The sequence below is a fragment of the Paenibacillus sp. YN15 genome (assembly GCF_003285005.1).
Classification (GTDB): Bacteria; Bacillota; Bacilli; order Paenibacillales; family NBRC-103111; genus Paenibacillus_AR.
This window is the reverse complement of record NZ_QMFA01000011.1, coordinates 96,819-110,909: the sequence shown is the minus strand read 5'-3', so window position 1 is coordinate 110,909 and position 14,091 is coordinate 96,819. Positions and strand designations below refer to the sequence as shown.

Below are 14,091 nucleotides of genomic sequence, written 5' to 3'. Positions count from 1 at the left end.
AACCCCCTGCAGAGCCATAGCGGACTTTGCAGGGGGTTCCTGTGCTTAATGATTCCACAGCCCGGCGGCAAGCATTAACACTAACAGTCCCGCGGCATTGGCCGCTGTAAACACGCCCAAATATTTGAGCGGCCGGGCCTTGGGGGTTTTGAGGTAGAGCTTGAAGGAAATCAGGCTGGCCAGGGAGGCGATGAGGGTGCCCAAGCCGCCTACATTCACGCCGATCAGCAGCTCCTTCCAGCGGTCGGTGAAGCCGGAGAGCAGGACGGCGGCGGGGACGTTGCTGATGAGCTGGCTGGCCAGAACGGAGGAAACCAGGGTGCTTTTAGCCATAATGGAACTGAGAAAATGCCGGAGCTGCTCCATCTGTCCGATATTGCCCGCACAGATGAAGAAGAACACAAAGGTGGCCAGCAGACTGTAATCCGCCTTGCGGAACAGATCCCGCGCAAAAAGCAGCATAGCCGCCAGAACAAGCGCCAGCACGACGCCGTAATGGATCACATGCAGAACGGACAGCAGGCATAAAAGAAACAGCCCCGACATGAGATATACCTGACGCGGATTGCTGATGGTTCGGGGAGTGTCGAAGCGGACTTCGATGGCTTCTTTTTTAAACAGAAACACCATTAGCGCCAGCGCCAGCAGACTGAGAAGCGTATACGGCAGCATGGCCGTGAGGAATGACGCGATGGAAATATGATATTTGGAATACAAAAACAGATTCTGCGGGTTTCCTATGGGTGTAGCCATACTGCCCAAATTGGCGGCAAGGGTCTGGGCGGTAATCACCAGAATCAGGTATTGCGGGCGTCCGATCATGTCCAGGACGACGATGGCGAAGGGCACAAAGGCCAGCAAAGCCACATCATTGGTGATCAGCATGGAGCCGGCAAAGGGCATGAGGATCAGCAACAGGCAGAGCAACCGGATGGATTTGGACCCGGACAGAAGCTTCTGGGCGAGAACATCGAATAAGCCGCAGCTTTGCACCCCGGCTACCACAACCATCAGGCAAAACAGCAGGGCCAGCACCCGAAAGTCCATATAGCCCACATAAGCGGGGGACGGCGGGACGAAGAACATGGTCAGCACGGCGCAGACGAAGGCGGTTGCCAGCACCGCCTCCTGCTTGACCGCAGGCCACAGCCTGGCCGGGGTGCGCAGGTTGAATAATGGAATGTCGGTTTTCATCATGTCGGGACAACTTCCTTCGTAGGGAGATGGCATAAAGCAATCGTACAAAACGAGCAAATTATAGCATAAGCGGGTGATGTTGAATACAAAAACATTCCCCCGAATGAAAATGCGCAGTATACGGCATTTTCGTAAACAAAATGGCTTTATGTTAAGATGGAAAGGATCTCCATATCATTGTACAAATTCATTTTTGGGAGGGAGAGGCTTGGTTCGGAACTTCGCCCTTATTGTTATCATGATTGTTGGTGTGTTTGCCTTGGTTGCCTGTGATTCCGCTTCGGAGCAGCCCGGCGCAAGTATGACTGCCCCCGGAGCGGGGAATGGGAGCCCAACCGTTGCAGCCTCCGCCGCCGCAGGTGCAGGTGCAGGTGACCCTTCCCCAACCCCATCGCCAAACGCCCCGGATACGGCGGCTGCGGGCCTGATAAAGCGGATCGCCTTCACGGAGGAGAATGAAACCACCAACAGGATGCTGGTTTCCTGGGAGACTGCAGAGCTTCCCGAGGGGCCGCTAAAGGTGGTGTATCATTGGGAAAAGCTGTTCATTGTTCTCGAATTTGCCGAAGCCGATGCCAAGAGCATGTCCGCTGTGCTGGACGGGATCGAGCTGGGCGGGAAAAAAGCGGAGATCATCCCGATGGCCCACGATGAAAAGCAGATCCAAGTGAAGCTGCTGCTCCCCGTGGGGACCTCCGCTCCGTTAAGCCTGGGAGGGCTGCCGGATATAATCATCGAGCGCCGGGAGACTTTGGGTTATGTGCCGGCAGAAACGGCGGGCAAGGGAGATTCGGACGCCCTGCTGTTGCGAGCAAGGGAATACGGCGTACATTTGCTGCTTCCGGCGGAGAGGGACAGTGTGGCGCTTCAGTTTTCCGAGGATATGCTGCCCGCGCTGCCCGTTGACCGGGATGGCAGGCCGGTGCAGGCGGAATGGGAGGATATGCGGAAGCTCCGGATTGCACTTGGGGAGGCCGGTTCTGCTCAAGAGCCATATACCGAGAGTTATTTCCGGTTGGATACCCTGGAGGCAGTAAGCGGAAACCGGCTGTACTATGAGGAGGGGAGCCTGGTGATCCGCCGTATGCCCTCCAGTGTCTGGAAGGACAGTCTTTCAGGCGAGGCCCTTCCCATGGGGCCGCGGGATCGTTTGTATGATCAATTGATTATTTCTCCGGACAAAAGAAGCTATGTGGGAGTTGTCAGCATTGGAGGCCCTATGGGCGACGGAGATGGGTGGAGCTACGCCTTTATTCTGGAGCGGGAGGGCAAAGAGCCCGCCGTGTTGGAGCATGTTTTCTACTCCACGGTGGAGCCCGGGGATGCCCCTATTTCCTGGACCGGTTCCGATTCCCTTATGTATACCTCCTATGCCGGTGTGTTCACGTATGACATCAATTCCTTGACCAAAACAATTCTTCGCAGCCATCAGAGGGACGAAAGCGACAATATACATTTTGCCGTCTGGGACCCTTTCCGGAAGCTGAGCTATGTTCTGGCTTTTCAAAACCGGATGGAGTCCGGTATGGTTTCGTTCTTTACCTACGGTGGCGGAGAACTGCTCAAAACGGAGGAGGATTTTTCCCGGTCGGCGCTGATTAACAAATACCACCTGCTGGATTTATCCGTTCTTCCTGTTGCAGACGGCATCTATCGGACCAAGACCAGGGAGGGTCTTCCGTATACCGAATATATCGGTACGGATGGATCGCGTTATACGGCGGATGGGATTGCCAGATTGGCTGCCGACGGAGGAGTTTATCTCCAGCTGTACAAGGATGGCGGCCAGAACATTATTCCTGCGGGATGGAGGTTTTGGCGTCCCGGGGAGAAGGAGCGGGCGATGGCGGAGCCCCCCGGTCAAGGCCAGGGCCACTTTTTCGTTTCGGGCAGCGAGCTGATTCTCAGTCTGGAAGAGGCCTTTTACCGCTATGACGCCAAGCTCGATGCATGGCCGTTATGGAGTCCGCCAAACGGAGAGAAAGGGGCTGAGCCGGTCAGAGGCCCCGACGGACTGTATAAAGTGCGGGAATCGGAAGGTTGACACGATGATGGAAAAGCTGCCGGTGGAGGCGGAGCTGCTTATGCCCCTTGCCCTCCGCCGGTTTTGTTGTTCTGGTGGATGGCGCGGTATTGCCGGGGAGACATGCCGGTGGCTTTTTTGAAGGTTTTGCCGAAATGGGAAAAGTTATCGAAGCCCGAGGCTTCGGAAATTTCCGTAATGGTTTTTGTGGAGCCCCGCAGCATCTGCTGGGCTTCTTTGATCCGGGTCAAAATCAGGTATTCGCTGAAGCCGAAGCCGGTAAATTCCTTGAAGGTCCGGCTTAAATGGCTTTTGCTGATGAAAAAACGGGCAGCCAACCCCTCCAGATCCAGCGGTTCGCTGTAGTGGGTGTTGATATGGCGGACGATTTCGGTAAGCTTCAGTTGGGAAGGGGAGGGAGCCTCCGCGGCCACTGTTTCCTTCTTCAGGAGAATCCGCGCCGTCAGCAAAAGAAACTCCACCGCCAAATGCTCCACCCGCAGGCTGTAGCCGGGAGGCTGCTCCGCCACCTCCTCCAGAAGGGACAGCAGCAGCTCCTCCACCATCAGGCGCTCCTGGAGGTTAAGGCGGAGAACGGGGTAGTCCCGCCGGAACACGGACAGGAGAAGCTCCCGCTCCTCCTCCTGGAGGGCGGCAAACAGAGCGGGCTGATAATAAAGCACCAGCCGGTCATGGTTGGGGATGTTGCGGTTGGCTGTCTTGTGAACCTCCTCCGAATCGATCATCACCAGATCGCCTGCCAGAATGGTATAGGTCCGGTCTTTGATAAAATAATAGCGTTCGCCGTTAAACAGGTAATACAGCTCATATTCGCTGTGAAAATGGTTGGCGGTCATGGTGTAAGACTGGGACCGGCGGTCAAATTCCACCTGAACCGGTCGCGGGTTGGGGGTTTTGCCGAAATGCAAGGAAACGGGCAGCCTGGAGAGTTCCATGGAAGGCGGACTCCTTTTTTTGGGTTCTTATAATTGTTCAAATGATTGCTTTTATTATAGCAAAATATGCGGTGTTGAAGTAATAAATCCTTAGAAATGCGGAGATATTATCATTTTACTGTGATACCATGAGCTTGTGAACGTAACCATGCTGGATGCCAATAAAGCAGGAAATAGACCATTAGGAGGGTTATTTACATGGCGAAGAAGAAGTATGTGCAGGTGGGCATTGGCGGAAGAGCGCAGTTTTTCTATGGGGCGATTGCCGAGAGCTACCGGGAAACCTCGGAGCTGACCGCGTTCTGCGATATCAACCAGACCCGGATGGATTATGCCAACAAGCTGTTGCAGGAGAAATATAACTACCATTCGGTCAATACCTACAAGACTGAAGAATTCGACAAAATGATTGAGATTGAAAAGCCGGATGTAGTCATTGTCACCAGCGTGGACCGGACCCATCACCGCTATATTATCCGCGCTCTTGAGCTGGGCTGCGATGTCATCACCGAGAAACCCATGACCGTGGATGTGGAAAAATGCAAGGAAATTTATGATGCTGTGGAACGCACAGGCCGCAAGGTGCGCGTCACCTTCAACTACCGCTATGCGCCCCATCACACCAAGGCCCGCGAGCTGATCGCCAGCGGCGTCATTGGGGATGTTCATTCCATCCACTTCGAGTGGCTGCTGAATACCCAACACGGCGCCGACTATTTCCGCCGCTGGCACCGGGACAAGCGCAACAGCGGAGGCCTCTTGGTTCACAAGTCCACCCACCATTTCGACCTGGTGAACTTCTGGATCGGCTCCGAGCCGGAAACGGTATTTGCCTTTGGCGACCTGATGTTCTACGGCCGGGAAAACGCCGAGAAGCGCGGCGTCACCTCCTTCTACCAACGGGCTACCGGCAGCGCCAATGCCAAGGGTGATCCCTTCGCACTGCATATGGACGAGAACGAGAACCTGAAGGCGATGTATCTGGATGCGGAAAAGGACGACGGCTATCAGCGCGATCAAAGCGTGTTCGGCGACGGCATCAACATTGAGGACACTATGGGCGTTATGGTGCGGTACAAAAACAAGGCCATCCTCACCTATTCCCTGAATGCCTACATGCCTTGGGAAGGCTACCGCATCGCCTTCAACGGCTCCAAGGGCCGGATCGAAATGAACATCGTCGAAACCTCTTATGTAAACGCCGGCGGCGACCGGGCGCTGGAAGGCGCTATCGTGGGCAAACATCTGGTGGTTCACCCCATGTTCGACGCTCCGTATGAGGTGCAGGTGGAGGAGAAGGCCGGCGGACATGGCGGCGGCGACCCTGTGCTCTTGAACGACCTGTTCGGCGAGCCGGACGAAGACATCTACAACCGCGCGGCCGACCATGTGGACGGCGCCCGCTCTATCATGACCGGTATTGCCGCCAACCAGGCGATCAAAACCGGATTGCCAGTCCGGATTTCCGACCTGATTAAGATCTAATAAGCTCTGCGGCTCTTCTGCCTGAAGCCTTGGCGCTTCTCTCGGCAGGAGAGCTTTTTGTGCTGGAGTCCCGCAAAAGATGAATTGATATACAAGAATTCTCACGAAAAGACGCTAATCCGTATAAACGGTTCATATTAAAAAGAACGCCCGGAAGGAAGCATCCGCTGCCGGCCGGGCGTTCTTTTATATACATGCGGGGAACCGCATTTTTACATAGGGGTCGTTATATATTAATCCGCCTCTTGCGCCACGCTGTTTTTGTCGGGGGTAATGTAAACCTTCACCTGGCCGATGCGGTTTTCCACAACCTCCTGCACCCTGATGACCAGATTCTCAAACTCGATTACGGGACGCTCATCGGATTTGGGGATGCGGCCCAGCTCTCCGATAATAAAACCGCTGAGCGTATCATGGTCATCCTCCGGCAGCTTGCTTCCCAGCCAGCGGTTCACATCGCGGATGTTGGACAGGGCGTCGAATACGTAGGTATGGTCATCCAGCTTCTCATATTCCCGCTCTTCTTCGTCGTGTTCGTCGAAGATATTGCCCACAATCTCCTCCAGCAAATCCTCGATGGTCACAATGCCGGTGGTTCCGCCGTATTCGTCGATGGCAATGGCGATATGGATTTTGTTCTTCTGCATATCCCGGTACAGCTCGTCGATCCGCTTGGCCGCGGGAACAAAGTAGGGAAGCCGCAGCAGCTTCTCCAGCTTGAAGTCCTCCTGGGCAGCCAGGTTCAGATAAGGAATCAGATCCTTGGTATGAAGAATGCCGATGATGTTGTCGAAGTCATGCTCATACACCGGGAAACGGCTGTATTTCTCCGCCGAAGCCAGCTCCACCAGTTGGGCCAGGGAAATATGATGCGGAATGGCGATAACATGGGTGCGGTGGGTCATAATATCGGAAACCACTTTATTGTTGAATTCAAAAATATTGTTGATCATGATCCGTTCGGATTCCTGAATACTGCCGTTTTCGTTGCCCACATCCACCATCATCCGGATTTCTTCCTCGGTGACCTCCTCCTTGTTGGCGTTGGGATCAACGCCCACCGCCCGCAGCAGCACATTGGTGGAGGCGGTCAGCAGCTTAACGAAGGGAAGGGTGGCTTTGGACAGCACCGTCAACGGTCCGACGGCAAACATGGCGATGGGCTCCGCTTTTTGCATGGCGATCCGCTTGGGCACCAGCTCCCCGATGACCAGGGTGAAGTAGGAGAGCACCAGGGTAATCACAATTACCGACAGGGTGGACAGCACGGAAAGCGGCAGCGGAACTCCCCAATTGTACAGCGCCTGTCCCAGGTCTCCGGCAAACCGTTCCGCGGCGAAGGCGCTGGCCAGGAATCCCACCAGCGTAATGCCGATCTGGATGGTGGACAAAAAGCGCGTCGGTTCGGAAAGCAGCGCCTGCAGCTTGATGGCCTTCTTGTGCCCGTTGTCGGCCATTGCCCGGATGCGGTTGTCGTTTAGGGAAATAAGCGCCATTTCCGAAGCGGCAAAAAAGGAATTCAGAATAATCAGAAGCACCAATATAATGATTTCAACAGCCATCAGTAAATCCTCCTCCATCATTTGAAAGTTGCGATTGCATTCATCACTGCCCTCAAATGAGGCATCAGATTCTTCTGTAATATCTTGTCCTGAAGCTCACACAAACAATCCTCTGACGAAGCCGGTAAGCAAGAAGTGAATGATTCACCTCTCGGGGCTCGGGGTCATCGTCCATAACGCGCTATCGCCTCCAATGGGAAAATGATGTATTGAATTCTAGTATACCGATATACAAGTCCTCCAAGCAAGCCCGGGGGCAAATTCGGCGTCTGCGGGAAGGATTGAACTTCCCTGCTTAAACCCGTACAATTAGGGACGTCTTATAGCTCCGAAGGGAGCAGATTTAGGAAAGGTAACGAAGCAGGGGGCGAAAAGGCGGTGAAAGTGGACGGAGGCGGGCGCATGGCGGAAGAAATAAAAGATGGAAACCCGGATTATTCGTACTGCTCCTCCGGGGAATGGGATGGGGGCCTGTGGGAAGAGGCTAAGCCGATTTATGCCGCGGCTTTTCCTGAGCATGGCCGCAAGCCGGAGCGGATTGTCCGCGCCATGTTCCGGAAGGGCATGTGCCGGCTTCATGCGGCAAGGCTGAATGGGGAGCCTGCGGCCATGGCCCTGTCGGGGCCGGACACCGGCCGGGGGATTTGGGTCATCGATTATTTGGCTGTGGCGGACAGTTGGCGCGGCCAAGGGATAGGCAAACGGTTTTTGGATGATATCCGCGCGGAGGCGGAGGCGTTTCCCTGGTGCCGCGGCATTGTGGTGGAGGCGGAAGCGGAGGAAACGGAAGTGAATTTGGCCCGCATCCGCTTCTGGCAGGCTTGCGGCTTTCAGCTAACCGGCTACGTGCATCATTATATCTGGGTGCCGGAGCCGTACCGCGCCCTGGCGCTGTCCTTCCCGGGCCGGGAGGCTTTAAGCCTGGACGGCCGGGAGCTGTTCAAAGCCATCACCGCGTTTCACGAGCGGGCGTACCGGAAGTGAAGGGGGCAAAAGACCGATTATTTGCGAAATGACGGAAACTGGGTCCGGAGCACTTGCACAAAAAAAGGACCCGCTGGCCACGGGGCTGCGGGTCTAAGATATATTATATTCAAAAAGGGGGGTTGCTTTTATATTACCCGGCTTGTATTAATGCAACATGAAGGCATTATTACAATTCGATTACATGTATGGGAACGCAAAATCAATCCCGTCGGGAGGCGGCTGCATATGGAGCAATATTGGAGTGAACGTTTCCGCAAGCAGGGCAAAATCTGGGGTACGGAGCCCAGTCCTACAGCCCTCGCCGCGGCGGCACTGTTCCGGGAAGCCGGAATCGCGCAGGTGCTGGTGCCGGGAGCGGGCTACGGCCGGAATACCAAAGCCTTCTCGCGGGAATTCCGGACGGAGGCCCTTGAATTATCCCCGGAGGCAGTACGGCTGGGGAGAGAGTGGGACCCCCTGACCGACTTTCGCATGGGGTCCGTTCTGGACCGGTCGGCGATGAAAGGAAAGGCCGGCGGCATCTTTGCCTATGATATCCTGCATTTATTCCTGGAAGGGGACAGACGGCGTTTGATGGGCAATCTCCTTCATTGGCTTGAGCCCGGGGGCCTGGTGTATGCCACATGCTTCTCGGATGAGGACAGCCATTACGGAACCGGCCGGTGCCTGGAGCCCGGAACGTACGAATATACGCCGGGAAAATACGCCCACTTTTTTTCGGAGGAGGATCTGCGGGAGCATTTCCGTTCCTTTCAAATTCTGTCCCTGGATCAAGTGGACGAGACTCTCCGCTACGAGGGGGGAGGCTCCAAGCAATACAGGCTGCGGATTATTGCCGCCAGAAAGCCCCGCGACTTATAATATGCACCAACCCTTGCGGGCGGACAGTCAGTCTGGTCACCAGGCAAACAGACGCTGGTCCGTGGTTTTTTCAATCATGTAAACCGCCTGGTCCAGAGGCATGACCATCTCCGACCGGTCAGTGAGGTCCTTCAGCCGCACATGATTCGAGGCGGCTTCCTCCGGACCGACCAGCACCGCATACCGGATGCCGCTTTTGGCAACGGAGGAGAGAGCCTTGGCCAGCTTTCTGCCGCTGTATTCCACCCGGGTGCAGATCCCGCTTTGCCGCAGGCCGTCTGCCGCCCGGGCCGCTGCAGGCAGCGCTTCGTCGCCTATAGGGAGCACGATGGCGGCGGGGACTTCTAATCCAGCATCCCCTTCATGCAACAGCGCCATCATGCTCTCCAAGCCAAAAGAGATGCCCACTGCCGGGCAATCCCGTTCCGGATTGCCGCCGAGCTTGCCGGCCATGGCATCGTAGCGCCCTCCTGCCGCCAGGCTGGAGGGGTATTTGCCTGTGGCGTCAAACACCTCGAACACCGTTCCCGTGTAGAAGGACAGCCCGCGGGTGAGGAAAGGCTCAAACCGGCAGATGGAAGCAAGTCCTGCTTCCTCCAGAAGCTCCAACAGCGCCAAGGCCTCTTCCGCCCCGGGAGAGGCCTTCAGTCCAAAAGCGGCGGTCAGCTTATGCGGTGTCCATTCCGACGCTTCCGAAAGCTTCAGCAGCCGCTCCACCGTCCCTTCGTCCAGCCCTTTTTGCAGCAGCTCCTGCCTTACCCCACCGGTGCCGATCTTGTGCAGCTTATCCATTACAAGCATGACGCCGGGCATGTCTTCCATCGGCACCTGAAGCGCCTCCAGCAGCTCCTGGAGCAGTCTGCGGTTGTTCCAGTGAATCCGGACCGGCAGGTTAACGCGTTCAAACACATCCCGGGCCAGTCCGAACAGCTCCAGTTCCGCCATCGGCCCCGCTATGCCGGCTATATCCGCATCACATTGGGTAAATTCCCGAAGACGGCCCTTCTTCACTGGTCCATCCCGGAACACCTTTCCCATTTCGTAACGCCTGATGGGCAATGGGAGGCCCGGCTGGAGCGCCAGCACCTTGGCGAAGGGCAGGGTCAAATCATAACGCAGTCCCAAACTCCGTCCGCCCTGGTCGCTTAAAGCGTAGACTTCCTTCAAAATTTCCTCGCCGCCCCCGTATTTGGCCTCCAGCAGCTCCATCTCGTTTAAGACGGTTGTTTCCATCGGCGCAAAATCGTAAATCCGGAACAGCTCCGTGAGCCATTCTCTTACCTGTCCGCGCAGTTGCTCCACGCTTCCAACATAGTCCGCCGTGCCTTTGACATTTTGCATGGTTGAACCCCTCCCGGTAATAAATTTGCCGGAGCAAACAAAAAACGCGCAGGACCTCTTGGTCCCGCGCGCTCCTATGCCGCAGGGAGGCCAACGCGTCAAGCGTTAGCCCTCCCTGAATATTGCCTTCAGGGGTGCTAACGCTTTTTGTGGTAATAATGGTTGCTCCTGCATTGGAATTTCGCGCTGTTCATGACAGATTCTCCTCGCGTCAATCCGAATTAAGCTGTATTATAGCGCTATCTCCCGGCAGATGCAACCTGTTTTTGTCCAAACGCTGCGTGTTTGCCCTACAGAAGTCCCTCCCACCTGGAGCCGCCGGGGCAAGGGCAAACCCCGTCCGTCAGCCGGGCCCGGTAGCGGACCAGGCAGCCGCAGTGGCGGCAGGTGGAGCCGCCCTGCAAGGCTGCGCAGGCTTCACATGCGGCAAGCCGCGCCGCATATACCGCATCGCTGACGGCTTCCCCCTCCCGCAGCTTCATCCGCTTCCACAGCCGCTCCACCTCCGCTGCCGCGTCTACCTCCATGCAGCCTTTGCAGCCTGCTTCCATCCGTTGCCGCACTCCTTTCAATTACGGAAAGCTTACCCGACGGCTATAACCGCAACGGAAGCCGGGGGCAAAGTGGCCGACAGTACGCCGTCCTTCCATTCCATCGCCGTAAACGCGGCAGGCTTCACATTCTCCGGATCGGCAAAGGTATTATGGGCTTGCAGCGAGTCATGGGCCAGAATCCGTCCGCTCAGCTTCGGCGCGGCAACGGTCAGGCCGGACAGTTTCACCTGCACCGGCGCGGCTTCGGCATGGTGCAAATTGCACAGGGACAAATGCAGCCTGCCTTCCGCATTGCGGGAGCAGGAGACGGACAGCTGCGGGATGCTGACGGCGCCCAGGGTGTAGGCGGGGCTGTCCAACTCCACCGGCACCAGTTCGGCGTCCTGGTGAACCTTGTACATTTCGAACACATGGTAGGTGGGGGTGAGCACCATTTTTTCCCCCTCGGTGAGGATCATCGCTTGCAGCACATTGACGGTCTGGGCAATGTTGGCCATGTGCACCCGGTCGCAATGCTTATGGAACAAATTCAGGTTGATGCCCGCTACCAGAGCGTCGCGCATGGAGTTCTGCTGGTAGAGGAAGCCCGGATTGGTGCCCGGCTCCACATTGTACCAGGTGCCCCATTCGTCCACGATCAGTCCCACCCGTTTGGCAGGATCGTATTTGTCCATAATGGCAGAATGTTTGGTCAAGAGCTCATCCATGTACAGGGTGCGGCGCAGAGTTTCGAACCAGGCGGTGGCGTCAAAATCCGTGGCCGAGCCCTTATCCGCCCAAATCCCCGTAGGCAGCGTGTAATAGTGCAGGCTCAGGCCATGCATATGTCTGCCCGCTTCCCGCATCAGCACCTCGGTCCAGTGGTAATCGCCTTCGCTGGCTCCGCAGGCGATTTTGTAGACCTTGTTATCCCCGTAGTTGCGCACGTAGGTGCCATAGCGCCGGTACTCATCCGCGTAATATTCCGGCCGCATGTTGCCGCCGCAGCCCCAGCTTTCGTTGCCCACGCCAAAATATTTCACCTTCCAGGGCTGCTCCCGGCCGTTTTGCTTCCGCAGATTGGCCATGGGGGATTCTCCGTCAAAGGTCAGGTACTCCATCCATTGCTGCATTTCATATACGGTTCCGCTGCCTACATTGCCGTTGATATACGGCTCCGTGCCCAACTGCTCGCACAGCTCCATAAACTCATGGGTGCCGAAATGGTTGTTTTCCACCGTCCCGCCCCAGTGGGTGTTGATCATACGCGGCCGGTTTTCCTTGGGCCCGATGCCGTCCATCCAGTGGTATTCGTCGGCGAAGCAGCCTCCCGGCCAACGCAGCACGGGAATGTCCAGCGCTTTCAAAGCGGCGACCACATCATTGCGCAATCCCTTGGTATTGGGGATGGGAGAGTCCTCCCCGACCCAGATTCCTTCATAGATGCATCTGCCCAAGTGCTCGGCGAAATGGCCGTAAATATTGCGGTTGATGGTGCCGGCGGTTGTGGCGGCGTCGATCTTCAGCTCAGTCATTGGCATATGGCTCCTTATACCTTGGAATACCCTTACCTTATCACGGGAAAAATGGGACGAACATAACCAAAGCTGCTTTTTTACCGCAATATCCTGCTTTCTTGAGCGATCTGTTTTTGTTTCCGAATTTATTTGTTTTTCTGTGAAATATTCCTGGGGGCTATTGATTCGCTTCTGTAAGCCCGTTATGATAGAGGGGAAACGGTATGAACACGAGAACGACCATTACCTGCGGAGGTGCTTTTTGAACATGGGCAAGGGTGCATTGAATTGGTATATTCCGGACGGCTTTATCCCCCCGGTAAGCAAGGGTGAGCTGCTGAGCCATGAATCCATTTGCGTGCTGAATTGCGGAGACGAGGACGCGCAAATTTTGGTAACTGTATATTACGAGGATCAGGCTCCCCTGGAGAAGGTCCCGGCTGTATGTCCGGCTAAACGGACAAAGCATATCCGGACAAGCTCCCTGATCAAAGACGGCGTGGGCATTCCGGTAGGCGTTCCCTATGCCATGGAAGTGGAAAGCAATGTGCCGGTAATCGTGCAATACAGCCGGTTGGATTCCACCCAGGCCGAGAACAGCCTGATGACTACTATGGCGTATCCGCTGTAAAAGCGGTGTTAAAGCCGATGCATCGGGCATTGAGGATTTGATATGCGTTGTGGTATACTGAGTGTAGAAACAGCGAACAATGCAAAGAGAGCCGTGCTCGCAACACGACTCTCATGCGCAACAGCCGCTTGAAAGGCGGTCGGCTTTACGGGGTTATTTAGTCAGAGAAATAGACCGTTCCCCTTAGCGCAGGGCGGTCTATTTCTTTGTGTTATGGTTAACCGCTACGACGATGGTCACGACCAACGTCAGCAGCGCAACAAGCAGCGCACCGAAGCTAATCATGAGCGTCAAAGCGTCTTTAACCTCCACAGGCATCACCCGAGGGCTTTCGTGAGAAAGCCTGCTTCGTAAGCATATGCTTACCGGGAGATTAGCCGACCGCCCTTGCAAGCCTATTCTATTGCTCTGCGATTATATCATATCCGCGGTATTCCAGTAAGTCTCAAAACGCGCTGATAAGCCAGGAGCTTCACCGGCCAAGAACAACCGTTGGTCATCCTGGCATATCCGCAAGCGCGGTGTTAAAAACCGGTGCCGGGCATTGAGAATTTGATATACGCTGTGGTATACTGAACGTAGAAACAGCGAACAATGCAAAGAGAGCCGTGCTGCTAACACGACTCTCATGCGCAACAGCCGCTTGAAAGGCGGTCGGCTTAAGGAGTTAGGTTTAGGCGAAATAGACCGTCACCTTGACCAGGGCGGTCTATTTCTTTGTGTTATGGTTAACCGCTACGACGATGGTCACGACCAACGTCAGCAGCGCAACAAGCAGCGCACCGAAGCTAATCATGAGTGTCAAAGCGTCTTTAACCTCCACAGGCATCCCTCCCTTCCGGGAGATTAGCCGACCGCCCTTGCAAGCCTATTCTATTGCTCTTGCATTTTACCACATCCGCGGCATTCCAGTAAGTCCCAAAATTCTTATCCCACGCGACTCCGCGGCGAATAAACCTGATGATCGCTATGGCGTATCCGCTGCAAAAAAACAGGCC

Annotated in this window: 13 protein-coding genes; 5 read left to right on the top strand and 8 right to left on the bottom strand. The window is 55.6% G+C overall.

Features of this window, described 5'->3' with window-relative positions:
* Positions 1 to 45: 45 nt before the first annotated feature.
* Positions 46 to 1,197, bottom strand: coding sequence for an SLC13 family permease (locus DQG13_RS11640; RefSeq protein WP_220094365.1), 1,152 nt, complete (start codon positions 1,195 to 1,197; stop codon positions 46 to 48).
* A 208-nt stretch (positions 1,198 to 1,405) separates the two neighbouring features.
* Between DQG13_RS11640 and DQG13_RS11635 the strand changes: the two genes are divergently transcribed.
* On the top strand, positions 1,406 to 3,241 hold the full coding sequence (locus tag DQG13_RS11635; protein WP_113019926.1) for a hypothetical protein: 1,836 nt from the start codon (positions 1,406 to 1,408) through the stop codon (positions 3,239 to 3,241).
* Positions 3,242 to 3,279: 38 nt separating this feature from the next.
* On the opposite strand, the gene DQG13_RS11630 is transcribed toward DQG13_RS11635, so the two are convergent.
* A complete protein-coding gene (locus DQG13_RS11630) occupies positions 3,280 to 4,176 on the bottom strand; it encodes a helix-turn-helix transcriptional regulator (protein WP_113019925.1) in 897 nt (298 codons plus the stop codon).
* A 198-nt stretch (positions 4,177 to 4,374) separates the two neighbouring features.
* Here DQG13_RS11630 and DQG13_RS11625 point away from each other — a divergent pair, with 198 nt between their 5' ends.
* Positions 4,375 to 5,661: a Gfo/Idh/MocA family protein gene (locus DQG13_RS11625; protein WP_113019924.1), complete on the top strand. Its 1,287-nt coding sequence runs from the start codon at positions 4,375 to 4,377 to the stop codon at positions 5,659 to 5,661.
* Positions 5,662 to 5,894: 233 nt separating this feature from the next.
* Here the strand turns inward: DQG13_RS11625 and DQG13_RS11620 are convergent, their stop codons facing one another.
* Entirely contained in the window at positions 5,895 to 7,223 is a 1,329-nt protein-coding gene (locus DQG13_RS11620; RefSeq protein WP_113019923.1) for a hemolysin family protein, read from the bottom strand.
* Between the two features lie 402 nt (positions 7,224 to 7,625).
* On the opposite strand from DQG13_RS11620, the gene DQG13_RS11615 reads away from it, so the two are divergent.
* Positions 7,626 to 8,207 (top strand): GNAT family N-acetyltransferase, encoded by a 582-nt coding sequence (locus DQG13_RS11615; protein WP_146767145.1) that lies wholly within the window; start codon positions 7,626 to 7,628, stop codon positions 8,205 to 8,207.
* A 228-nt stretch (positions 8,208 to 8,435) separates the two neighbouring features.
* Complete coding sequence (locus tag DQG13_RS11610; protein WP_113019921.1) at positions 8,436 to 9,071, top strand: class I SAM-dependent methyltransferase; 636 nt, start codon at positions 8,436 to 8,438, stop codon at positions 9,069 to 9,071.
* 36 nt (positions 9,072 to 9,107) lie between these two features.
* On the opposite strand, the gene hisS is transcribed toward DQG13_RS11610, so the two are convergent.
* The 3 genes from hisS to DQG13_RS11595 all read right to left on the bottom strand — a co-directional run bounded on the left by hisS (position 9,108) and on the right by DQG13_RS11595 (position 12,480).
* Positions 9,108 to 10,412 (bottom strand): histidine--tRNA ligase, encoded by a 1,305-nt coding sequence (gene hisS / locus DQG13_RS11605; protein ID WP_113019920.1) that lies wholly within the window; start codon positions 10,410 to 10,412, stop codon positions 9,108 to 9,110.
* Positions 10,413 to 10,702: 290 nt separating this feature from the next.
* Positions 10,703 to 10,963, bottom strand: coding sequence for a DUF6171 family protein (locus DQG13_RS11600; RefSeq protein WP_113019919.1), 261 nt, complete (start codon positions 10,961 to 10,963; stop codon positions 10,703 to 10,705).
* 32 nt (positions 10,964 to 10,995) lie between these two features.
* Positions 10,996 to 12,480: an alpha-N-arabinofuranosidase gene (locus DQG13_RS11595; RefSeq protein WP_113019918.1), complete on the bottom strand. Its 1,485-nt coding sequence runs from the start codon at positions 12,478 to 12,480 to the stop codon at positions 10,996 to 10,998.
* A gap of 250 nt (positions 12,481 to 12,730) precedes the next feature.
* Between DQG13_RS11595 and DQG13_RS11590 the strand changes: the two genes are divergently transcribed.
* A complete protein-coding gene (locus DQG13_RS11590) occupies positions 12,731 to 13,093 on the top strand; it encodes a sensory rhodopsin transducer (RefSeq protein ID WP_113019917.1) in 363 nt (120 codons plus the stop codon).
* A gap of 198 nt (positions 13,094 to 13,291) precedes the next feature.
* On the opposite strand, the gene DQG13_RS31205 is transcribed toward DQG13_RS11590, so the two are convergent.
* A complete protein-coding gene (locus DQG13_RS31205) occupies positions 13,292 to 13,405 on the bottom strand; it encodes a putative holin-like toxin (protein ID WP_220094363.1) in 114 nt (37 codons plus the stop codon).
* 397 nt (positions 13,406 to 13,802) lie between these two features.
* Entirely contained in the window at positions 13,803 to 13,916 is a 114-nt protein-coding gene (locus DQG13_RS31200) for a putative holin-like toxin (protein WP_220094363.1), read from the bottom strand.
* Positions 13,917 to 14,091 lie beyond the last annotated feature (175 nt).